26 protein-coding genes are annotated in these 23,051 nt (G+C 36.0%); 12 read left to right on the top strand and 14 right to left on the bottom strand.

Going from position 1 to position 23,051, the window contains the following annotated elements; translation table 11 throughout:
- Positions 1 to 167 precede the first annotated feature (167 nt).
- The 3 genes from ALGA_RS19010 (at position 168) to ALGA_RS19000 (ending at position 1,634) form a co-directional block, all read left to right on the top strand.
- Entirely contained in the window at positions 168 to 590 is a 423-nt protein-coding gene (locus ALGA_RS19010) for a hypothetical protein (protein WP_145957682.1), read from the top strand.
- A 99-nt stretch (positions 591 to 689) separates the two neighbouring features.
- Entirely contained in the window at positions 690 to 1,085 is a 396-nt protein-coding gene (locus tag ALGA_RS19005) for a DUF302 domain-containing protein (protein ID WP_096431929.1), read from the top strand.
- A 45-nt stretch (positions 1,086 to 1,130) separates the two neighbouring features.
- Entirely contained in the window at positions 1,131 to 1,634 is a 504-nt protein-coding gene (locus tag ALGA_RS19000; RefSeq protein ID WP_096431927.1) for a hypothetical protein, read from the top strand.
- A 2-nt stretch (positions 1,635 to 1,636) separates the two neighbouring features.
- Here the strand turns inward: ALGA_RS19000 and ALGA_RS18995 are convergent, their stop codons facing one another.
- Positions 1,637 to 2,353 carry a protein-L-isoaspartate(D-aspartate) O-methyltransferase gene (locus ALGA_RS18995; protein ID WP_096431925.1) on the bottom strand — a complete coding sequence of 239 codons (717 nt, stop codon included), beginning with the start codon at positions 2,351 to 2,353 and terminating at the stop codon, positions 1,637 to 1,639.
- Positions 2,354 to 2,520: 167 nt separating this feature from the next.
- Here ALGA_RS18995 and ALGA_RS18990 point away from each other — a divergent pair, with 167 nt between their 5' ends.
- Positions 2,521 to 4,041: a M28 family metallopeptidase gene (locus ALGA_RS18990; protein WP_096431923.1), complete on the top strand. Its 1,521-nt coding sequence runs from the start codon at positions 2,521 to 2,523 to the stop codon at positions 4,039 to 4,041.
- 134 nt (positions 4,042 to 4,175) lie between these two features.
- Positions 4,176 to 4,910: a hypothetical protein gene (locus tag ALGA_RS18985; protein ID WP_096431921.1), complete on the top strand. Its 735-nt coding sequence runs from the start codon at positions 4,176 to 4,178 to the stop codon at positions 4,908 to 4,910.
- A gap of 32 nt (positions 4,911 to 4,942) precedes the next feature.
- Here ALGA_RS18985 and ALGA_RS18980 read toward each other — a convergent pair whose 3' ends face one another.
- The 3 genes from ALGA_RS18980 to ALGA_RS18970 form a co-directional block, all read right to left on the bottom strand.
- Entirely contained in the window at positions 4,943 to 5,569 is a 627-nt protein-coding gene (locus ALGA_RS18980; protein ID WP_096431919.1) for an MOSC domain-containing protein, read from the bottom strand.
- 25 nt (positions 5,570 to 5,594) lie between these two features.
- Positions 5,595 to 6,677 (bottom strand): toxin-antitoxin system YwqK family antitoxin, encoded by a 1,083-nt coding sequence (locus ALGA_RS18975; protein WP_096431917.1) that lies wholly within the window; start codon positions 6,675 to 6,677, stop codon positions 5,595 to 5,597.
- Positions 6,678 to 6,741: 64 nt separating this feature from the next.
- Positions 6,742 to 7,554: an alpha/beta hydrolase gene (locus ALGA_RS18970; protein WP_096431915.1), complete on the bottom strand. Its 813-nt coding sequence runs from the start codon at positions 7,552 to 7,554 to the stop codon at positions 6,742 to 6,744.
- A 316-nt stretch (positions 7,555 to 7,870) separates the two neighbouring features.
- On the opposite strand from ALGA_RS18970, the gene ALGA_RS18965 reads away from it, so the two are divergent.
- On the top strand, positions 7,871 to 8,503 hold the full coding sequence (locus tag ALGA_RS18965; protein ID WP_096431913.1) for a peroxiredoxin: 633 nt from the start codon (positions 7,871 to 7,873) through the stop codon (positions 8,501 to 8,503).
- A gap of 63 nt (positions 8,504 to 8,566) precedes the next feature.
- Positions 8,567 to 8,947: a desulfoferrodoxin family protein gene (locus ALGA_RS18960; protein WP_096431911.1), complete on the top strand. Its 381-nt coding sequence runs from the start codon at positions 8,567 to 8,569 to the stop codon at positions 8,945 to 8,947.
- A gap of 74 nt (positions 8,948 to 9,021) precedes the next feature.
- On the opposite strand, the gene ALGA_RS18955 is transcribed toward ALGA_RS18960, so the two are convergent.
- On the bottom strand, positions 9,022 to 10,944 hold the full coding sequence (locus ALGA_RS18955; RefSeq protein ID WP_096431909.1) for an alpha/beta hydrolase family protein: 1,923 nt from the start codon (positions 10,942 to 10,944) through the stop codon (positions 9,022 to 9,024).
- A 359-nt stretch (positions 10,945 to 11,303) separates the two neighbouring features.
- Here ALGA_RS18955 and ALGA_RS18950 point away from each other — a divergent pair, with 359 nt between their 5' ends.
- The 5 genes from ALGA_RS18950 to ALGA_RS22860 all read left to right on the top strand — a co-directional run bounded on the left by ALGA_RS18950 (position 11,304) and on the right by ALGA_RS22860 (position 14,444).
- On the top strand, positions 11,304 to 12,524 hold the full coding sequence (locus ALGA_RS18950) for a 6-phosphofructokinase (RefSeq protein ID WP_096431907.1): 1,221 nt from the start codon (positions 11,304 to 11,306) through the stop codon (positions 12,522 to 12,524).
- The gene (locus ALGA_RS23035) at positions 12,515 to 12,691 is read left to right on the top strand and encodes a hypothetical protein (RefSeq protein ID WP_153244862.1); all 177 of its coding nucleotides are present in this window, start codon (positions 12,515 to 12,517) and stop codon (positions 12,689 to 12,691) included. The genes ALGA_RS18950 and ALGA_RS23035 overlap by 10 nt, the downstream gene beginning before the upstream one ends.
- 410 nt (positions 12,692 to 13,101) lie before the next feature.
- Entirely contained in the window at positions 13,102 to 13,962 is an 861-nt protein-coding gene (gene purU / locus ALGA_RS18945; RefSeq protein WP_096431905.1) for a formyltetrahydrofolate deformylase, read from the top strand.
- Between the two features lie 107 nt (positions 13,963 to 14,069).
- Positions 14,070 to 14,210, top strand: coding sequence for a hypothetical protein (locus ALGA_RS22865; protein WP_197705619.1), 141 nt, complete (start codon positions 14,070 to 14,072; stop codon positions 14,208 to 14,210).
- A gap of 90 nt (positions 14,211 to 14,300) precedes the next feature.
- Positions 14,301 to 14,444: a hypothetical protein gene (locus ALGA_RS22860; RefSeq protein WP_188115967.1), complete on the top strand. Its 144-nt coding sequence runs from the start codon at positions 14,301 to 14,303 to the stop codon at positions 14,442 to 14,444.
- A 97-nt stretch (positions 14,445 to 14,541) separates the two neighbouring features.
- Here ALGA_RS22860 and ALGA_RS18940 read toward each other — a convergent pair whose 3' ends face one another.
- The 9 genes from ALGA_RS18940 to ALGA_RS18895 all read right to left on the bottom strand — a co-directional run bounded on the left by ALGA_RS18940 (position 14,542) and on the right by ALGA_RS18895 (position 23,045).
- The gene (locus ALGA_RS18940) at positions 14,542 to 14,967 is read right to left on the bottom strand and encodes a DUF3859 domain-containing protein (RefSeq protein ID WP_096431903.1); all 426 of its coding nucleotides are present in this window, start codon (positions 14,965 to 14,967) and stop codon (positions 14,542 to 14,544) included.
- A 122-nt stretch (positions 14,968 to 15,089) separates the two neighbouring features.
- Positions 15,090 to 15,872 (bottom strand): ribonuclease H family protein, encoded by a 783-nt coding sequence (locus ALGA_RS18935; RefSeq protein ID WP_096431901.1) that lies wholly within the window; start codon positions 15,870 to 15,872, stop codon positions 15,090 to 15,092.
- Positions 15,873 to 15,967: 95 nt separating this feature from the next.
- Positions 15,968 to 17,575, bottom strand: coding sequence for a MutS-related protein (locus tag ALGA_RS18930; RefSeq protein ID WP_096431899.1), 1,608 nt, complete (start codon positions 17,573 to 17,575; stop codon positions 15,968 to 15,970).
- Between the two features lie 182 nt (positions 17,576 to 17,757).
- Positions 17,758 to 18,429: a hypothetical protein gene (locus tag ALGA_RS18925; protein WP_188115966.1), complete on the bottom strand. Its 672-nt coding sequence runs from the start codon at positions 18,427 to 18,429 to the stop codon at positions 17,758 to 17,760.
- A 561-nt stretch (positions 18,430 to 18,990) separates the two neighbouring features.
- Positions 18,991 to 19,341 carry a hypothetical protein gene (locus ALGA_RS18915; protein ID WP_096431895.1) on the bottom strand — a complete coding sequence of 117 codons (351 nt, stop codon included), beginning with the start codon at positions 19,339 to 19,341 and terminating at the stop codon, positions 18,991 to 18,993.
- A 314-nt stretch (positions 19,342 to 19,655) separates the two neighbouring features.
- The gene (locus ALGA_RS18910; protein WP_096431893.1) at positions 19,656 to 20,702 is read right to left on the bottom strand and encodes a PIN domain-containing protein; all 1,047 of its coding nucleotides are present in this window, start codon (positions 20,700 to 20,702) and stop codon (positions 19,656 to 19,658) included.
- Positions 20,703 to 20,726: 24 nt separating this feature from the next.
- A complete protein-coding gene (locus tag ALGA_RS18905) occupies positions 20,727 to 21,449 on the bottom strand; it encodes a hypothetical protein (protein ID WP_096431891.1) in 723 nt (240 codons plus the stop codon).
- A gap of 28 nt (positions 21,450 to 21,477) precedes the next feature.
- Positions 21,478 to 22,512, bottom strand: coding sequence for a hypothetical protein (locus tag ALGA_RS18900; RefSeq protein ID WP_096431889.1), 1,035 nt, complete (start codon positions 22,510 to 22,512; stop codon positions 21,478 to 21,480).
- Positions 22,509 to 23,045, bottom strand: a complete 537-nt coding sequence (locus tag ALGA_RS18895; RefSeq protein ID WP_096431887.1) for a hypothetical protein — start codon at positions 23,043 to 23,045, stop codon at positions 22,509 to 22,511. Before ALGA_RS18895 ends, ALGA_RS18900 begins: the two co-directional genes overlap by 4 nt.
- Between the last annotated feature and the right edge of the window lie 6 nt (positions 23,046 to 23,051).

Raw genomic sequence — 23,051 nt, 5'->3', positions numbered from 1 at the left:
ATTTATCATCATAAAATTTTAGCCTCAGCCACTTGCAGGCAAAAGATCAAATTCGTATATTGACTCAATACCTTATACATTTTAATACTCAGTCAATGTTATTCTTGCTTGTCATATTAATTTCATTTGTTTTGGTGTGGCTTACCTCCCGCTTTAGCAAATACCTCATGAAATTTTCGAGAAATGATCGTTTGCGTTTTGCCTATGGAGTCGGCTTTATATCGATTGGATCCATACATATACTCCTTCCAACACCTTTTGAGCATATGTTCTCCGCAATTTCAAATTCAACTTACGAAATGGTTACTATTTTAGGATTTGTATTATTAGTATGCGGGGTTGGCCTCCTAATTCGAAGAGTTCACAAAGAAGCTGCAATTATTCTCATCGTATTAATGCTTATTTTCATTCCTCTTAGTGTAATAATGCTTACCACCTACGTACCAGGCCCACTTGGCCTTGAATACGAACCAGTATTAGGATATGTAAGAATTCTTGCATTCTCACTTCTGATATGGTTTTTAATAAAAGCATGTGAACTTTCACCAAGAAGAAAATACAACAAAACAAAATACGATCAGAATATTTAGTCTCCGTTTTTATTTTTTACAGTTCACGCATTTTTTCATAACTTAATGAATGCCTAAAATTTTGCGACACCATTAATTTACACCAAAATAATTATAACTATGAGTTATTTTATCCGTCTAAGTACGAATTTTAAATTCGACGATGCCATCGACCGTATGACCAAAGCTCTTCAAACCGAAGGGTTTGGAATATTAACCGATATTGATGTAAAAGCTACTTTGAAAGAAAAACTTGACGTAGATTTTAAAAAGTATCGAATTTTAGGTGCATGCAACCCTTCTTTTGCCTACAAAGCGTTTCAGGTTGAGGATCAAATTGGTATCATGATGCCATGTAATGTAACTGTAATTGAACAAGATAATGGTCATGTGGATATTTCTATAATGGATCCGACGGCTGCTTTTAATGTAATAGAAAACGAAGAATTACAGCCATTTGCTGTCGAATTAAAAAATAGACTGGAACGTTGCCTAACTTATTTGGAAGAAGAATAATCCCGTGAGTTTTTAATTTTGTGTTTCACCTCCTAAAATTGCGTCATGAAACGTTTTCTTTTACCCATTTTTATTCTTTTATATTTTGTTTCCTTTTCGCAAAACTCGATTGCTGACAATGCTACTTCTAAGCATAGGCAATTCGATTTTTGGTTGGGAGAATGGGACGTTTATACAAATGATGAACTCGTAGGTCACAACACAGTTAATCTGCTGCAAGATGGTTATCTGTTACAAGAAAATTGGGTATCCGAAAAGGAGAATTTTACAGGCACCAGCTATAGCTTTTACAACGATAAGATTGACCAATGGCAACAAATTTGGGTTGATAAAAACGGAAATAATCTACTGCTAAAAGGAGCTTTTGAGAAGGGGGAAATGGTTTTATCCAGTAGTACAGACTCCTATATGGGAGAAGATCAGTCGCTTCATAGAATTAGCTGGATTATAATGCCAAATGGAGATGTAAAGCAAATTTGGGAATCGACCATCGACGATGGTAAAATTTGGAGTATTCAGTTTGAAGGGGTTTATAAAAAGAAGAAATAAATTTAATAGGACTTCCCTTTTTCATCAACCATTGGAACAAATCGAACGGGAAGTACATTCTGTTTGCTGATTTTCCCATTTTGTTTCTTTAGAAGAACTAACTTTTTAACATTCTTCTCTCCCACAGGAATTACCAACCGGCCTCCTTCTGCCAGTTGAGCAATTAAGGCTTCGGGAATTTCTGTCGGAGAACAAGTCACGATAATTCCATCAAAGGGAGCCTGATCTTCCATACCCAAATAACCATCTCGGCAAAAGGTTTTTACATTTTCATATTTTAAGGAGTCCAGAACAAAAGCCGCCCTTCTCTGCAATGATTCAACAATTTCGATGGAATAAACTTCAGCACAAATCTCTCCCAGAATAGCCGCCTGATACCCAGAGCCTGTGCCTATTTCCAAAACCTTGCTTTTCGAATTCAAATTGAGCAACTGACTCATATAAGCAACAATATAGGGTTGTGAAATGGTTTGTCCTTCCCCAATAGGTAAAGGGCGATCCTGATAAGCAAAACTCTGTAAACTAGCCGGAACAAACAGATGCCTTTCCACTTTTTCCATGGCACGAATAACAAGAGGATCATCCACTCCTCTTTTCATTATCTGATCGATGACCATATTTATCCGAAGTTTCTCAAATTCCATCTCCTGCAGATTAGCAACTTCACTAAATTCTCCAAATGAAAATATCAATAAGAGTAAAAGACTGAAGACTTTCATATTTCAAATTCCTTATTTAGTTAAAGTTACGACTTTAGGCACAAAAAAGGAATCGAAAAGTGCGTAAGCTATCACTTAATGCAGAAAAATAGAGCATAAATGCGAATTGGAAAGCAAATTTTATTAATTTGAATTCAATTTCAAGTGTACTAATTTAAGAGTTTGGCATGCGATTAATAATCTTTATCCTTTTTATATCAGTAAGTAATTTTTCTCTTTTAAATGCTCAAGACAGCCTTGCTCTGCACTATTCCAAATCACTTTCGACAAGTCGTATACAAAACGATGTTGTAGTACTAGCCTCGGATAATATGGAAGGAAGAGACACCGGTAGTAAAGGGCAAAAGCTTGCAGCTAAATATATTCATCAACAATTTCTAAATGCGCATTTAATTAATCCTTCAGGCACTAAAGACAGTCTAGAATACTTTCAGAATTTCTCAGTTTACAAACAAGAACAGTCTGGGGCGGAAATCAAAAACTTGGATAAAGAATTTAAAAATTACGAAGACATTCTTATTTCAGGATTCACGAATTATTCAAACGATAGTATGGATCTCGTTTTTTTAGGAACTGCCCCTGACACAAGCTATACCAACAAAGATTACTCCAATAAAGCAGTTCTTTTTCTAAGCTCTAATCTGTATGCTGCAGCCATAAAATCAAATGATATTGTGATTGCTTCCAAAGCCAAATTGGTTCTGTTTTGCAATCCAAATCAAAACAATCAATACAAGGGATTACTGAACAAGAGAAAAGCAATATCTCCTAGAGGAATGAAGCTTAAATCGGAAATTAATGGTAAATCTAATCCTTTTGATTCCATAAGTTCGAACCAATCTTTTACCAAATACAAAAGCAGAATGAACACCTTTCAAGGAGCAATCTCAAATTCTGTTGCCAGTGCACTTCTTCAAATTAAACCAAAAAGATTAAAACAAATATTAGCGACTAATCAGGTAAACCAAAGCGAACAAGCAAATCGAAAGTTTGCTTTTAATTTCAGCTTAAAATACAAGGAAGTAAGTACTGAGAATGTGTTCGCCTTTTTGCCGGGAACCGATAAAAAGGAAGAAGTTTTAGTTATTTCTGCTCATTACGATCATATTGGAAAAAAAGATGGTGAAATATTCAATGGAGCGAATGATAATGCTTCAGGAACTGCGTCAATCATAGAGATTGCACGAAAATTTCAGGAAGCAAGTGATAATGGACATAAAACAAAAAGAAGTATTGTATTTGTTGCATTTACCGGCGAAGAAAAAGGTTTGTACGGATCAAAATATTTTACTGACAACCCACCGGTGCCTTTATCGAAAATTGTTGGGAATTTAAATTTGGATATGCTGGGCCGATACGACCAATTTCATGATACCACAGATTATATTTACTTGCTGGGAGCCAATCATCTTAAGCCCAAATTGAAAGTCATATCCGATAGTATAAATCAGATCAGCACAAAATTACAGCTTGATTACAAATACGATACGCCTGATAATTTTCTGTATCGAGCTTCAGATCAAGCATCCTTTGTAAAACATGGGATTCCCGCTATTTTTTATTTTAACGGCTTACACAAAGACTATCACCAAGCAAGCGACACAGCCGAAAAGATAGATTTTCAGGCCATAAAACGAGTATCTGAACTTGTATTTTTAACTGCGTGGGAACTCGCAAACGAAAATTAGCTCACTGTATGTAATGACCGTAATTAGAGCCAAAAAGTTATTTTTTAGTTATTTAATTTTAAACAAGACATAACATAAAATCATTTTTTACGTATGTTTGTATTGTTACTATTGATTTACCTAATTACATCATTATGAAACGTCATTATTTTTTCATTATACTTTTCATCATTGGAAGTTTTTCATGTGCAAAAGACAACGAATATTCAGGTTATATTGATGAAAACGAAGCATTGCTGGAAAGTTTGAATGAAGTTGATGGTAGAGATCACACCTATAACTATGATTTTAAATTATTACAATTTCGCGAGAAAGTTGACTATTATGCTCCCGTAAGTTTTTCTCAGGCATTATCAAGTATTCCTTCCGTTATGAGAGATAAGATAAACCTTTTATCTATAGATGATTTGCCATTTACACCTGCACAGCAACAAGCAAATATTGTAACTTCATGGAATGCATTCAACAAATTGGTATTTCAAGTTCAGTTCTCTTATTTAGAGAATACAACAGGATACCAAACCGATTTTAAAGATTTCTTTATTATCTCGATAACTCAATATCCTGAAGATCCTTTTTTAGACCCTGAAACCACTTTAGCGATGGAAGAAAATCTTCCTAGTAATTATCAAAAATTAGTATTGGAGGGAACTCATCCATTGTATTACAAACCAGCAGCTGGAATTTGGCCAAGAATGTTTGATTATTATAAATTCATTGAAGAGGATAACCTATTGGACAAGGAGTCCACTGGATCATCACAATATTACACCTGGTACAATGGTTTGATCTATAAAATAGGATTTAATATGGATGTATCGGGAACCGACCATGAAGCATTAATCCGAAAAATAATACTAGGAAGTTAACATACAAAAAGGACAGCAGATGCTGTCCTTTCTTATTTCTTTAGATCTTTTTTACAACTTACTGCAAGTGCAGGATCAGATATTGCTTTATCGAGTTTTAGTTCATCTTTGGAAGATTCATATAATAAATTGTACACCTCTCTAATTGAAAGGCTTTCTTCTCTGCTTTCAAGCAAAATTAATTCATCACCTTTTCTTACTTCTCCTTCCTCAAGCACACGAACGTATATGCCCGGGAAACCAGCATCTATAAATTGACGAACCATACTGCTGCAATCAAAACGGTAATTTAGTTTGTAACACGGTTGTCTGGGTTGAGAAACCTGAACCTTGGCATTTCCAATTTTAAAGACATCACCAATTTTAATGTTTCCTTCATCTAATTCCGAAATGGTTAAATTCTCTCCAAACATTCCATAATTCCAATCCGAACGGGGGAATTTCTCTTTCCAAAATTCATAATGCTTTTCCGAGTACCAATAACAGGCTTTATCTGCACCACCATGATACTTTCGGTCAATTACCGAGTCGTTAACGACATCATTCTTCGCCAAACAAATTGCCTGATCGACAGCATATTTATACATGCCTGTTTTTTCAATTTTTCCGTGATAATTGATTTCAACACTTTCCCCTATGTTTGTAGAAACGACTTTCATTCTTTGGTTTAAAATATTTTTGCAATTATTTTTTAAGAGATTGCAGTATGTATTCAAATTCCTCTTTTAAAGTTTCGTAATTTTCACTTGAACAGTCAAGGACTAATTCCATTCCAACTCCAGCTTGAACAGAATGCAAAACAATAGTTGTTCGCTCATTATTATTGGAATCGGTATGATTCGCGAAATAACCAATGCTTTGAGGAAGAGTAAATAGATCTTTCTCCTTTGTAATTACTCTCTTTACATCCACCGAGAGGCGTCTTCTTCTGAACGAGGAATAATCAATCAGTCCAATATCCAATGGAACATCTTCCAAAGAAATCAGACAAGATGCTAAATCTTCTATATTCTCATCTTCATTCATTGCAAGTCTGTAAAAAAGGAAACTCAATCTGTCATCAAGCTTGTACCTCTCCGATAAATACCACACTCCTTCCGGAAAACTAATATTAACATCAGCTCCATCAATAAAATATGTGTCTTGGTATAATTCTTCGGCAACTGGCTTGCCATCTTCCGAAAGGTATGTCCAAATTCCAAACTTAATTCCTTTATTGAACTTCCCCATATGGGATATCTTACCATTCGGATAATAATAGATAGCAGGACCATGCAAAGTATCATTTTGAAATTTCACACTTAAACTAGGCTCTCCACTTTCGAAAAACTCTGAGTAAATTCCATTTGCAATATTATTTACAGCAAAAAATTCTTTTTCCTTTTTTCCATTTTCCCACCATAAAGTCACCATGCCTTTCTGTTCTCCGTCTACATATTCAAACTCCTTTTTTATCGAACCTGAAGGATAATAATTACGACTAGTACCATTCTCCACTGCATACTGATTAAAACCTACTTCGTAAAGCTTGTTCCAATCTATATTTGCTTGTAAACCCTTATAATGATATTCAGACAGAAGCACCTTATCAATTGTGAAGTCCTTTACCAAAAATTGATTCTCAGTAATTGGATTTATCGTAGAAAAATACTGAGCGTTCTCTTTCTCAGCAGCCAGCCAATCCTGATTAAAATATACAGTATCCTGAGCTATACTGGCAAACGGAAGAAGTACGATAAAAACGAATAAATAGCGGGCTAAGTTCATATGAAATCAATTTTTTAATAATTATGTACAAAATAGCTAACTTTTTCCATATTAAGCGAAGTATTTACCTACAATTTCTCTTTCTGCTACGCTCATGAAACTTCAAATGAGCCAAACCATTCAACATTTCTTCATCACTGTAATAATTCCAATAAGTATCAAAACCATGTTCTACTCCATGCAATATTTCAAAAGAATGCTCAATCGAATTTTCTTTTAAGAACTGATGCATCTCAAAACATGCTCTTCGATTCTTGTTCCGAACAAAACTATCCTCAGTACCAATTTCAAGTTTCAGCCATGTTGATTCCCTTTTTAATGCCTCTAAATTCTTTCGCCCAAGGAAGAAATTATCCTCCAGAGTGTAGTCACTTACATAACCCATACCAACAATCGACGAAAACAAACCCGGATATTTTAAATAGTAATGAATGGCACCAGCCGCACCACGTGAATGACCTTCAATAGAAATCTGTTTTCCATGATCTCCTGCATGAAAAGAATTCTGACAAAACTGTATGAATTCACCTCCTTGCTCTTTTACCAAAAGACTTTCATTTTCCTCTGCAAACCACTGAACGTTATCGCGATCATTATCTCCACGAATTCCAGCAATCACAAGCGGCTCAATATCTCCATTTGTAATCCATTCATTCAATTGTTCTGCCTGAACATATTTATTAAAAGTACCTTCATCACCACCTTGTCCGTGTAAAAACAGCACCAGAGGATAGGTTTCATTTGGACTCCAATTAGGAGGTAGGTAAACAAAGTACGGAACCCAGGATCTTGCTCCCGTTTTAAATATCGATACATTTATTTTTCCAGCACAACCCTCAAAATCAGTAAGTTCTATAATATTATCAAACTCTTGCATTTATTTTTTATTCGTTTTATAGCTTTTCCGGGAACATCTTAAAAATTAAAACAATTCTATCAAAGCTAAATTTGTTCACTTCTACAAAACTAAAAATTATCCTTCAAATAAAAACTTTATGAGACTTTATCCTTTGCCGGCAATTTGATATCTCTGAAAGACTGAATAGTTAAAGAATCTATCACCTATGATATTAATTCTCTCGATGCTGGTATAAAGATTATTGATTAATATAATTTGTGACTTAGTCAAATCAATTCTACATTTGCAGGCGTTACAATAAACAAGATTAACAATAATTTAAAATCGAAATAATATGCAAACTTTAATTGGAAAAAAAGCACCTTCATTCTCTGCTGGCGCTGTGATAAACGGAAATCAAATTGTTGAAGAATTTTCATTGGACCAGTATATTGGAAAAAAAGAAGTAGTATTCTTCTTCTATCCTCTTGATTTCACTTTCGTCTGTCCTACAGAATTGATCGCTTTTCAGGAAAAATTAGCAGAATTTGAGGCTAGAAACGTAGCGGTAGTTGGTTGTTCTGTTGATTCACCGTATTCTCACTTTGCGTGGTTAAATACTGAGAAAAATAAAGGTGGAATTAAAGGTGTAACTTATCCTTTGGTGGCCGATTTGTCGAAAACAATTTCTGAAAACTATGGTGTATTAGCATCAGAGTACGATTACAATGAAGAAGGAAATGCTGTTTCTACCGGAGAACCTGTTGCTTACCGTGGCTTATTCCTTATCGATAAAAGAGGAACTGTTCGTCACTCTGTAATTAACGATTTACCATTGGGAAGAAGTGTTGATGAAGCAATTCGTATGGTTGATGCATTACAGCATTTCGAAGAAAATGGCGAAGTTTGTCCTGCAAACTGGAACAAAGGAAAAGAAGCGATGCAAGCTACTGCTGCAGGTGTTGCCGACTACCTAAGCAAAAACTAATAAAAAGACAAAACAATCCTCTCATCCTGGATTTATCCGGGAATAAAATCAAAAAAACAAAACATGAAAATTAACAAGTACCAAGACATTAACACCATTGATGGTGAAGCTAAGAAAGATTATATCGACAGACATTCTGCATTCGTTTACTGTGATGACTCAGCTAAAAAAGGTGAAAAATTCAAAGTAAAAGTGAAAATTGGTGATGCTTATTCTCACCCAGATGATTTAGATCATTATGTAGCTTGGCTTCAACTTTGGGATGGTGAGAAAATGTTAACACAAGCTAATTTTTCAACAGGAATTTTAGGTGGTGAAGCCAATCAGGCTGAAGTAGATTTTTACGTAGTACCCTCTCGTAAAATGAAACTAACCGCTACAGCTTACTGCACAAAGCATGGCTTATGGCACTCCGATGAAAAATTAGTAGAAATTGCAGAATAACTACTCGTTAATAAATACAAAAAATGCAGTAACCCAATGGTTACTGCATTTTTTTTTGTTCCTATTTGTTTTGTCTATTCAGTCGCAACAACTTCTTCTTTCTTCAAATACTTATCAAGGAATACTACAACCTGACCGTATCCTTTAATCTCATTTTCCTTTTTACGGAAACCATGCCCTTCATCATCAAATACGATATATTCAACAGGTACACCATTCTTTTTCACAGCGTCAACAATCTCATCCGATTCCGCTTTCAAAACACGAACATCATTTGCTCCCTGCAACACCATTAGTGGTTTCGTTACTTGATCAGCAAAAAACAGTGGCGATTTATTATATAAGGCAACAGAATCAATGGTTGTAGGATCACCAATTTCGGCATACAAAGCCTTACGGAATGATTCCCAATAAGGAGGAATTGATTTTAAGGTACGCAACCAATTGGTCACCCCAAAAATATTAACACCCACCTCAAATTCCTCAGGAGTAAAAGCCAATGCAGCCATCGTCATGTAACCGCCATACGAACCGCCAATAATTCCAATTTTTGTTTCATCAACAACACCTGTCGAGGCCAAAAATTCCTTTCCCCAAATACAGTCCTTCAAATCCTCGTCACCATGCTTCTTGTCATCCATCGCATAAAACTCCTTACCATAACCACTACTGCCACGATTATTTACCGCCAAAACAGCATAGCCATGGTTCACCATAAACTGAATTAAAGAGAAGTAACTCACTCTCGATTGTCCACCCGGACCACCATGAACCCATACAACAGCAGGAACTTTACGATCTGTAGCCGCAATTTTAGGCTGATAGTAAATGGCTGGAATCATAACACCGTCAAACGATTCGTAACGAACCACTTTTGCCTCAACCAAATTAGCAGGATCTATTTCGGGATTTAAAGTCTCAGTCAATTTTTTCGCTTCAGCATCTCCCAGTTCAAAAACATAAATGTTATTAGGCGAAACAGAGGTTCCAACAACCAAACGGACACGACTCTCATCCTTTGTCAGACCCACTGATTTTATGTCACCACCTTTTATTTCGGGCAGTTTCACTTCCTCATTCGTTGCCAAATCGATCATCTTAACATTCGTTTTGCCATCTTCATTAATCCCAATAATCCGGTATTTTTCATTGTACGAATCGTAAGCATACCAAACATCCCAATCGGCCTTAAAAACCATTTCCTTTTCACCCAATTCAATGTCGTATTTATTCAGATAAACAAAATCCGAATCTTCATTACTTAAATAGTACAAATACTTATGATCCAAACTAAAAAACTGAGGATTGTAAGTGGCATCGCCAGAATGTTTTGAAATGTGCTTTTTCTTGCCCGATTTCCGATCGTACAAATACATTTCGTTGTTATTTGTAGTTATGCTTTGGGTCAAGGCAAGATATCTATTGTCCTTACTTTTGGCGGCAACATCCAATCCGTCGTTATTTTCATACAACATTTTTGCAGTAAAATCGCCTTTCTCTATGGATTCCAGACCGATCTGATACAAATCCATAAATTTTGGATCTCGCTTATTGCTTTGGTAGTAAAACGATTTCTCATCGCGGTCCCAGCCCCAAAATCCTGCTCTTGCGCCTTCAAAAGGAGTTAAATCGGTAATCGTACTATCCACATCTCTCATGTAAATATGATTGTTCTCATTCCCCCCCTGATCGTAGGATAAAAGCACCTTATCACTGTTTGGGAAATAAGCCAATCCGAAAAAAGATTCCTTTTCCGAATTCGTCAATTGTTTAGCAGGAGATCCGTCAACAGGAATTTCAAACAGGTTGTAAATACCCGTTTCATTGCTACTCACCAACAATTTACTACCATCGCTGGAGAACGAACCGCCACTCACATTGGTATTTTTGTAAAACTGTTCAATACTGTAGGAAGGAATCTCAACAACTTTTTTTTCGGGCTGACAAGCAGCTAACACGAATAAAAGGGCAAAAAAGATCAAATAATTACGCTTCATAATTGTGATTTAATAAGGTTAGAAAAACTATTGAAGTACTTAAAGAAGTGGTGCCTATATAAAATTAGCACAAAGCGACCGGTTTACAAAATATTATTTTACAGCCTGTTGCCCACTTTTCAAATAAGTATTTGGGCGCTCCCCAGCTTACGCACTTCTCAGCCCACGGGTCAGGCTTTCCGTTTCAACGCCTCACCTCCCTTTCGCTCCGCTACAGGAATGTCTCGGGGTTTTCTCTTCAATCCTTAACGCAAAACATCCGAATGATATTAGCACCTACTCGATTCAAAAAAACAAGCAATGTTTTCCAAATTCCTTTATCTTTGCCGGATCTTTAAAATAAAATACCCATTTATCCAATGAAAGAATCTGTTGTAATTCTGTGTGGTGGTGGTCCGGCTCCGGGCATAAACACCGTGATTAGTAGTGTAGGAAAAGTATTTTTAAAAAACGGTTATCGAGTAATTGGTTTACACGAAGGCTACAAAGGTCTTTTCTCCAAAGATCGTGAAATGGTTGATCTCGATTTCGAGACTCTTGATGGAATCTTCACAAGAGGCGGTTCACACCTAAAAATGAGTCGTTTCAAACCTAAAAATTCTGATTTCTCAACCGATTTTTTCGTTGAAAACAATGTGAAACTATTGGTTACCATTGGGGGCGATGATACAGCATCTACGGCAAACCGAATTTCAAAATATCTGGAAGAAAATAAGGTAAACATCTCTAACATTCACGTACCAAAAACCATCGACAACGATCTTCCTTTGCCTGAAGGATCTCCAACATTCGGATATCACTCAGCCAAAGACGAAGGAGTTAAGATTGCAACCACAGTGTACGAAGATGCCAGAACTTCTCAGAACTGGTTCGTATTGGCAGCTATGGGACGGGAAGCCGGTCACCTGGCTTTCGGAATTGGTACTGCCTGTCATTTTCCAATGATCATTATTCCTGAGATGTTCAACAAAACCAATATTTCAGCCGAAAAAATTGCTCAATTGGTAATCTCCTCCATCATTAAAAGAAGATTAATGGGCTTGAATTACGGAGCAGCTATCATCAGCGAAGGAGTTTTCCATTTTATGAGCGATGAAGATATCAAGAGTACAGGCGTTAATTTCACCTACGATGCTCACGGACATCCCGAATTGTTCAATGTAAGCAAAGCTCACGTTTTCAATATGGTGATTCAGCGCAAAATGAAATCTTACGATCTGAACATCGGTACTCGTCCGGTTGAACTTGGATTTGAAATACGTTGTTGTCGTCCAATCGGCTTTGACCTGAATCTTTGCACTTTACTAGGCAATGGAGTCTACACTTTATTTAAGCAGGGTCATTCGAAATGTATGGTTACTGTTGATCCCGTAGGCGATGCTTCTCCTCTATTCCTAAAAGATGTAGAAGACGAAAACGGAAAGGTTAAACCACGATTGGTTGATGTGAACAGTCAGCGCGTGCAATCTGTATTGAACTACAACTTGCATTATCTTACAGCCGAAGATGTTGAAGCAGCAAAAGCATATCTTCCTGATGCAGAAAACTATGTATTCACCAAAATTTTGAATTGGGAGTAGAAAAGAAGGTTCAAGGAAAAAGTAACAAGGAAGAAGTACCAAGTGTAAAGGAACAAGGAGAAAGGTACAAGGAAAAAGTTCCAAGAAAAAAAAGGTACAAAGTAAAAGGAAAAGGCACAAGACTTTGTCATCCCGATGATGCGAGGGATCTCATTCCTAAGGAATAAGTAAAAGGAAAAAACATACAAGCGAGCTCAAAAGGCTCTAAAATTAATAACCCGGGGTAATGGAGCAATTGTTGCTGCCACCTCGGGTTACTAATATCATGTAGATCTGTAATTCTTGCCAATACTCGTTATTGTAACAAGCTTTTTTGATTCGGAAGCATAACTGCTCAGCAAGTATTCTGAACCAACAATTCATTTTCGAACAGATCCTTCACTGCGTTCAGGATGACCGTCGAGTATTTATCTTTCTTCTTTGCCTTTCACCTTTTAGCTTGATCCTTTGCACTTGAAACTTATTTTTCTAATTTTGCATCACACACCACTTACCTAACGGACAAATCGTTCAATATTGAAGCAAATTAGTAACTTTAATTCACGGAATTTATCATTCCGATATCAACGAAACGACTATGTCTGAAAATAATGTAAACGCATTTTTACTCTTCACTTGTCCCGATAAGAACGGGATTGTAGCTAAAATCACCCAATTCATATACCAAATAGGCGGAAACATCATCGATTTGGATGAACATGTAAACCAGAACCAGCAGTTTTTCTCTTTACGAATTGCATGGAACATGACCAACTCTACTATTCCCGCTTCCAAGCTTAAAGAGGCTTTTGAACCTCTTGCCAAGGAGTTTGATGCGCATTGGAGAATTGAATTTTCGAATCACAAGCAACGCGTCGCCATTTTTGTATCGAAATACGACCATTGCCTGCAGGAAATTCTGTGGCGTTATAACATGAACGAATACGACATCGAGATTCCTTTAATCATCTCGAATCACCCAGATTTGAAACCAATTGCCGATGCTGCTGGAATTCCATATCATGTTTTTCCGATAACCAAGGAAACCAAACAGGAACAGGAAGTAAAAGAAATTGCTTTACTAAGAGAACTCAATATCGACTTGGTCGTTTTGGCTCGCTACATGCAGGTTTTATCGCCGAACTTTATTCGTGAGTTCAACAATAAAATTATCAACATACACCACTCCTTTTTACCAGGCTTTGTGGGAGGAAACCCATACAAGCAAGCCTACGAGCGAGGTGTGAAGATGATTGGAGCTACCAGCCACTTTGTTACCGAAAATCTGGACGAAGGACCAATTATCGAACAAGATATTATGCGGATAACGCACAAGGATACCATTCAAGATTTGATCCGTAAAGGTCGTGATTTGGAGCGTATCGTTCTGGCTCGTGCCCTTGCCTACAAAGCCGAACATCGCATTATTGTAGATGGTACCCGTACTATTGTTTTTTAATTACACCATGAGCTTGGTGCTCTCACTCCCAGTGAGGGTACCAATAAGATCTATTTATTGGGAATCCCACTCCAGTGGGAGCCCCACTAATTATTGAGCAAGATATTATGCGGATAACGCACAAGGATACCATTCAAGATTTGATCCGTAAAGGTCGTGATTTGGAGCGTATCGTACTGGCTCGTGCCCTTGCCTACAAAGCCGAACACCGAATTATTGTGGATGGTACGCGTACTATCGTTTTTTAATTACACCATGAGCTTGGTGCTCTCACTCCCAGTGAGGGTACCAATAAGGTCTATTTATTGGGAATCCCTCCAATTATCGAGCAAGATATTATGCGGATAACGCACAAGGATACCAGTAAAGATTTGATCCGTAAAGGTCGTGATTTGGAGCGTATCGTACTGGCTCGTGCCCTTGCCTACAAAGCAGAACACCTTATTATTGTGGATGATACTCGTACTATTGTTTTTGAATAGATAATTGAAGTTCTTATTATCACCTAAGAGTTCACCCTTCTGAGGCTCTCGTTAATCAGATGGATACCCTCACTCGGAGTGAGAGCATCAAAAAAAATTATTCTTTCAGCGTAAATGTCTGGCTGCACATGATCTGGTCATCATAGATAATCTCAAAAATCCATTCCCCCAGCTGCATTTCCCAGTCTAATTCAAATGTGTAGAAGTCATAGCCTAACTCATCACTATAGCAATCTTTTTCCTCTGTTGTTTCAGTAAATTGTTCCTTGGTCACAGGATTCACCAACTTAGGATGTCTAATTCTGCACACGAAATCAACAAGTTTCGCTTCTTCTGAATCCTGACTGAACTGATAGCTTATTCCAAAACTCAAACCAGTCGTAGGATGAATAACATCGGTTTTTTCCACAAACTCCATATCGTCAGAAAGCAAAAAGTATCCTGTCGTACTACCCGGAACAATGTCTTTCTTCGTCTCTCCTATCGCTTTACAAATTCCGTAATCAACTATTTTTATATTCATTATCGTCGTTTTAAACTGATTGATAGCCTCACTTTGAGTAAGGACAGCAAAACTACAGTTTTTTTTGTCACAACTCCTAATTTTAGTGGACTTCACGAAAAGTGTTCGGGGTTAATATTCGTTTATTTTTTGCCATTAGTAGATTCTCTGGCTAACTGATGGCAAAAGTCTTGCTTTTCATTTCCTGAATGTCCTTTTATCCATTTAAACTCCATCAATTTACCTTCGCAAAGCCGATTCATTTTTTGCCAGTCTTTTACAAATTTCACTTCACTGCCATGGGCGGTTTGCCAATTGTTATGCTGCCAAAAATGAATCCATTGCACCAATCCACGTATCACAAAACGACTATCGGTGTTTACTTGTATCTTCTCAATAGCTTGCAGATGCTCCAAGCCTTCCATTACAGCCAATAACTCCATCATATTGCTGCTTCCCTGCTTAAAAGACTGATGATAGATGTGTTGTTCCCCATCCGGAGTTTCGGTAAAACCACCATAGCCCGACAGCTTCATTTCAGAAGCATGCGATCCATCGGCAAAAATTTTATGAATGCCTTTCATTTCCGTTTCACTTGTGGTGATTTTCAAGTTTTCAGTTCGCCGATCAACCCTGATATAATGGTGAAAATCAGCTTCTTTTACAAAATTGAAACCGTCAATAAATACACAATTAATGGTTTGCCCCAGCCTTAAATTACCGCTAATGGCCGAGCGCATCACCTTCTCGAATTGGAATTGAATTTTACGAACGACTTCTACAAGCTTGGCATCGTCTAAATAAACAACATGGCTTTCCACAGGAAAATAAACCACGCGAATGCTTTCCCTTTCATCCGAAAGTAAACATTCTATTTCCTGCTCTTTAATTGCCTGAATCTGAACTGTGATTTTTATTGCTTTCAATCTGTTATGCTTTTATACTGCAATTTACCTCTAATTCAGATATTCCTCCTGAAACATTCCGAGATTTTTTTTATCAGTTGGATGAAAAAAACCTCTTAGCTTTCTAACACCTTATTTCGATCCAGTTCCTCAGCTAATGCTATCGCCTCTTCAATTATTTCATCCGGGTAACCGTTAATTTGAAGTATTCTGATGGCATTTCTATTTTTCAGCTTGCCTTCCTTCAATTTGTAGTCAAAATCAACCGATTTATCGCTTACAATTTCACTAAAGTGATACAATTCATATTCATCCTCGAGTAAATCGGTTAATTCGATATCGTGGGTAGATACAAAAACAATATTCTCGTTTTTAGCCAATGAAGACAATACGGCCTTGCCTGCCGAAATCCGTTCAATGGTATTTGTGCCTTTAAAAATCTCATCCAACAGGAACAAATTAGCTGTGCCCTTGCCGGCATTGTCAATCATATCCTTAATGGTGAGAACCTCTTCGAAGTAATAACTCTTATCATTCATCAGATCATCACTAATACGAATGGCTGAGTGGATTCGAGCTCGGGGAATCGCCATCGATTTAGCAAAGCAAGTATTAATGGTAAGCCCCGTAATAACATTGATGCCTATGGCCCGAATAAAAGTAGTCTTGCCAGACATATTTGAACCTGTAAGCAATACCGATTTATCATTCACAACAATCTGATTTGTAACGCAATCGAAAATTAGAGGATGATAAATTTGATCCCCAATAATTCTGCTATTCTCTTCGCATATTTCAGGAATACAATTTACTTCAGCGCCCACTCGTAGCGAAGCAATGGAAACCAAAGCATCAACACGTCCTACGAACGAGTACACCTTCTCGACTTCCTCTCTTCTTGTATCTAAACGTTTCAATACACCAAACAAAAGCAATGGCTCCAGTAAGAATAGTATTTTTATAAGCTCCAAAAGAGACCATAATATAACTTGGAAATCACCTTCAATTTTCGACTCCAATTTAAAGATGAGCATGCTGTTTCTAACCTGATCAATTACTTTAATCGATTCGGTCAAAATTGGGTTTATCTTTTTTAAGTTTTCGTGTTGAAACAAATGGTTCGCAACACGTTTTAGAATCAAAAGCTGAGAAATGGAACCGGAATAGCTCGACAAATTTTTCTTGTTCCACAAATGAAAGCAGATGTTAATAATAAAAACACCTATTAAAACGAAAACCAATTTTAAATTAAAAGGCAAAAGAAGAACAGACAGAATACTGGTAAAGGATAACAAACGCATCACAAAAAACCATTTTGGTTGCTCTAAATACCCTTCCTGAAATAAAGTGGAAATGTAGTAAGTCTCTCGCTGATCCAGTTTCGTTAGCTCCGCCTGAATCTCAAGCCGAAAATCAGAATCACTTGCAAATTGAGTGATTAGCTCCTCATCCAACTCCAAATGTTTTGAATCGGAAGGAATCTCTCTCAATTTGTTGTACAAATATTGTTGCCCTATTTTTGAATTTGTTCGATCTAAGAACATAAACAACTCATCAAAATCGAGATCGTTACAAGTCTTATCTGAAAGCATCTGCAAAGATTCGGAATGATCTTTATTCCGAAAATACTTCTCAATTAATTCAAAACTGAAGGATTCATCTTTCAGCTTCCCAAAGGAGGCTTTTAATTGTTCTGCTTGCTTTTTCTTACAATTAAAGATCATATTGTGCGCAAATTATATACTTCTTTTTTTCAATCCTAACAGTGTCCTTGGACCTATTATCATTTGAATATTTGTTCTTGTTTAACGCTGTCAGGTCTTACAGACGCTGACAGGTTTTGGGTTTCCCTCTTCACTTCATTAAACCTGTCAGCGTCCATGGACCTGTCAGCGTTTGATTCCAATTAAATTCCCAGCCACTCATCCATTTCATCAACAGGTATAGATTGCGTGTGACAATATTTAAAATTCTCCCTATCAGAGAACCATTTAATAACAGCCTCTCTCCTAATTTTAGTTGGTTTAGAGCTTATACAACCTAAGTAGCTACTCCAACCGTATTCTATTGGGTGCTCACAAAAACCATGGTGCACCGGATTTTGATGGATATACACTAATACATTATTTAAATAACTTTCGTTGTTAATTAGCTTACGCTTAAACGGACGTTCGAAAAGAGATCCGTGGCGATTGTTTCGTTGATTAATATATTTGGTATAAGCGTTAAAAAAGTGCGAAAAATGAAGATGTGGTTTTGGAATTTTAACGCTGTCAGGTCTTTCAGACGCTAACAGGTTTTGGGTTTCCCACTTCACTTCATTAAACCTGACAGCGTCCATTGACCTGTCAGCGTTTGAATGTTTGTAAACAATTCCCTCCTTTAACCTTATCAGAATATGAAAATGGTTAGGCATCATTACCCATGCAAAAGTATCTGCAATAGGATCGATGTGTTTTTCGTACAGGTTCAAGAAGTATTGATAATTTTCTTCACTTGTAAACAAGTCGCACCCGTTTATTCCCCTATTGTAGATATGGTAATAGTTTCCTAATTCTAAAGGTTCTGTGGCTTGCATAAGCTTGTTGTAAATGATAAATATTTCTTCTTTTTAAACGCTGTCAGGTCGTGTAGACGCTGACAGGTTTCCCACTCCACTAAATCGGTCAGCGTCCTTGGACCTGTGAGCGTTTGATTGTTTGCAAATAAATCGCATCCGTTTATACCACGATTGTAAATGTGATAGTATTGCCCAAATTCAAGAGTATCTAGTGCCTGCATACAGTTGTAATAAATAATAGATCTTTCTTCTTTTTAAACGCTGTCAGGACTTGTAGACGCTGACAGGTTTCCCACTGCACAAAACGCTTACAGCGTCCTTGGACCTGTAAGCGTTTGATTGTTTGCAAATAAATCGCACCCATTTATACCACGATTGTAAATGTGATAGTATTGCCCAAATTCAAGAGTATCTAATGCCTGCATACTGTTGTAATAAATAATAGATTTTTCTTCTTTTTAAACGCTGTCAGGTCTTGCAGACGCTGACAGGTTTCTTACTGCACAAAACCTGACAGCGTCCTTGGACCTGTCAGCGTTTGAATGATAGCACGCAGCATGATGTGCACCGGCGTTGTTTCTAATGAAATATATTATTTACCAAAAGACTAGCAGTAAAGGCTAAAACCGCATAAACAGTATAGACGGCCAAGTAAATGTCAAGATTGGATGTATCTATAATTTTAGACTTATAAGATGGATTTTTGTCGTGTTGCTGCTTTTGATAGAAATGATACCCAATTACAAACACTGGTGTCATGATAACATATAGTCCGAGGTTCATTGAACTTTGAATCAAAGCTGCTGGTAAGTCAAATGACTCAGAATTTAGAAGAGAAAGCAATAAGCTGGCCCCAAAAATTAGTACCGTAGCCGCAATGGCTACTTTTAATCGATTTTCTCTCCAGGTAAATAATAGTGAATCAATCATTCCTTACTCCTTTATTTTTAAGATCATGTTATTTCTTTTGCTTGGGCTCAAGGGTAATTTGAATGAGTAGTATCCAAATTCGAGAGTATCTAATGCCTGCATACTGTTGTAATAAATAATAGATCTTTCATCTTTTTAAACGCTGTCAGAACTTTCTGTATTATATTCCCAACCACTCCTAGATATCATCAACTTGTATAAATTGCTTTGATTTAAAATTTCAATTTTTGCTATATATCAGCCACCATAAAAGATGGCTGTTTTTTCAAAAAAAGCAGAGTTCAGTTCCCGAAGCCTCCCAAACCTTCGTGTATTTATTTCATCCTAGGATCATCACTCAGGTCTTCGTTTTCATCCTCATTCGCGGCATAGTGATACTGCATTCTTTCATCTAATGAAGGTCCATCATTATATAATTCCATAAAATGATAAAATAAATGAGTAGGAATATCTTGACGCCACGGCAGAATTAACTCATTAAGCATGTCTGCAATATCTCCATCTTTTGCAATCCAAATAATTTGGTTGTTCTCTGTACTAGCTTTAGTGATCTCAAATATTTGAATTTTGGATAGTTCTGGACTAAATGAAACTAGTTTTTCAAGTATTTTTCTTGTTTGGTAGAATGAATTGCTATTAATTAAATTCTGAACCAATAAATCCTTTTCCAGTTCCCTAGCCAATTTAATATCCGGATACTCTTGTTTAAAGAATTCAGATAATTTTTTGAAATGAATGATTGATGATTTTTTTTCTTCTTCCCATTCTTCTTTCAAGAACCGATTGAAATCGTTTATATCAATTGTTGAATAATAATCTTTATCACCTGAAATAAAGTATAAATCTTCGAATTGATTGACGTTCATCACAAGAGATTCCCAATTGATAGCATCACCATAAGAGTTGTTTTTACCTGGAGGGTTTCCAAGGTCAAATCTAAGTTTTCCTTTCGTTACGATGTCGTCAGTAAATTCAATTATTTCAGCAACACTGAATAAGCCATCAATAATCTCATCTGCTTTGAGTGACTTTTCCTTAATATCCTTCTGTAGACTATCAATTAATTTCTTCTTAGTATCTAAGTACTGTTTTTGAATTTTTTTCAAATCTTCAAATTCAGGATATTCTTTAAAGAATTGAGGAAATGCTTTACTGATTTTTTCCTCTTTAACATTCTTTAGGGCATCGGCTATTTTAGTGTCTCTATTTCTTTTAAATTCTTGAATTACCTGCCTTGGCATATATAGGCAGATATCATTATTTTCAATTAGTAAAATCAGCTTTTTCAGTTCTTCCAAGTCGTCGCTCGAAAGATGATAAAATGATAATAGTATGTTAGTGTCAATAAAAAGGTTCTTCATTTATTTTTTTGTTTATTTTCAATTCTATCTTGTCTCTTCTACTTCTATAGCATCCACAATCTTTGCATCTTCCTGCTTACTATATTCCTCTAATTGTTTTAAGTAATTTAGAATAGTCTTTTTTTCAGATACTGTGTCGTGAATATGGTCGCATTGCTTTTCATGGTGTTCAAATGAGTATTCAGCTAGATTAAAGTATCTTAGGAATATTTCTTTTTTTTCTACTGCTTTTTCAAGATCTTCAATTAAAGAATTAATGCAGATTTTTTGAAGTCTTGTATTATCAGATTTACTGTAATACTCAAGGGCTTTAAACCACCAAAAAATTTTATTGGCTAGGTTCAAATCATTATCATTGCTTGATAAAGCAAACAATCGAGCACTTTCCGCTTTTATTAAGTTCAATTCCTTATCAAGTTCTTTTATAGTTTCTTCTTTTATCTTAGGCTTTTCCTCCTTTATAATATCTTCAAATTCTTTTCTGAATAGCTTTTTAGCTACGTCAATATTGAACCAAGCGAAAACGACAACCAATAAAGTTACAAATACACCTAATAGCGAGAGTATCCATATAAATCTTGAGTCTTGACTTGCTATTACTTTATCATACACAGCAATCAAATCAGGTGGCACAGTACTGTAAACATGGGTAACAATGGTATCATAAACATGAACATGAGTAATAGTTGTATCAATAACATTCACCTGAGTGTGTAGGCTATCAATATGGGTAGTGGCTTGAATCATTATTAAATAGTAATTAGATGTTGTTGTCTTATTTAGTTGTCCCTAGCATTTTAGTTATCTCGGTTAAGCTTAAATTAAAATTTGAACTTTTTTCACTTAAGTAACCAGTTGAACCTTGCTCATAAATGGCTTTGGCTAATTGTAGCATTAATTCATTACGATGTATTTCGTCATCTTTAGGTAAAATACTATCGAACAATTGGTAAGATTCAAATGCATTAGCACGGTGCCTGTTTACATTCTGCAAATGCTTGTTTACAGAGTATTGTTTAAATGAAAAGCTCATGAAAAATACCTGAATAGCGATGATTAATACTCGTGCCACGATATTTCCAAGATTGTAGTTGATGAAAACTCCAGAATCTGACATATTCTCAGTTTTGAGGCTATCAAAAGCACCAAAAGATAATGTAAGGATGAACACTATTGCAGTAATAATACCAGCACTTAGCCAGTAATGCGAGTAAGTTTGATGTTTTTCCCATACCCTTTGGAAAATTAAAGCATAATCAGATGTGATATGTTTTTTGGTTTGTTTCTGAAGTTCGTTGAGTAGAGATTTAATGGAATTACTATCCCTTTCTGATTCTTTAAGGTTTGGTAATTTTGAATTGATTAAATCTTCGATTTCTTTGATACTTGATAATTCAGGTTCGTTTGCATATAGCTTTATTGTTAAAATCAAATTAAAGAATTTGGTTTGGGCAAGATTGTTACTGAAATTATGGAATTTAATCATGTAACTTTCTACTTCCTCTTGTGTTGGTTCTTTGTTAGTTTTCTTAAACCCTTTAAGTGATTTTTCAGAAAAAAGAGAAATTCGGTTCAACCAGTCAATACAAATTTCTAAAAGTTCTCTTTGTAAATTTTCTGGTATAACATTAAGATTTTGAGTATTTATGTTTATAGCTTGTTTTAATGGTAATGAGACTTTTAGATAAGAATTCCGGAGGAAGGTTTCATCTTTTCTAGTTAACTCAAGTTTAGGTTTTATGTCAGAATAGTCTAATTTTAATACTTGAGAGAATAATTCCTGTACATAGTCTTCTGAATAAACTGTCATAATATTGCTTTTTCGTCTTTAACTTCCAATGATTTTTTCGCCTTTATTATTTCTGTAGAATCAGCTTTAGATTTAATCGTAGGCTGATTAACTTGCTGTCCTTGTTTTGTTTCTTTATTTTCGGATACTTGCATGATAAAAGAGATAACACCAAAAACACCACCAATAATTCCAAAAATGAATACTGGCCAGAAAGTTTTAGTTTGCCATCTTGCAATTTTCGCGTCATTGTTGAGTTTCTCAAAAGATATATCGTTATAATCTTGTTTCTTCTTCTTTTCTTCCTGCAACGATCTGATATAATTACCATATCCATAATGAGCTTCAATATCCCTATAAATATCTGGGTTTAATTCATAGCTATCTTTATCTGGACAGATTAGAATTTTTTCTGATACCAAGAAAGTAAGAGCTTTTTCCAACATTATTGGAGGAATGCCAGTTCTTGCTCTTTGAATATCTCGAATTCTGAGACTAATTGGGTAATCTCTTCTAAAAACATTAACAAGCACGTCGAGCATGTCTATATCCATGTAGTA

It is taken from the genome of Labilibaculum antarcticum, from assembly GCF_002356295.1.
Lineage (GTDB): Bacteria > Bacteroidota > Bacteroidia > Bacteroidales > Marinifilaceae > Labilibaculum > Labilibaculum antarcticum.
The sequence above is the reverse complement of the archived record's forward strand: the minus strand, read 5'-3'. Positions and strand labels throughout refer to the sequence as shown.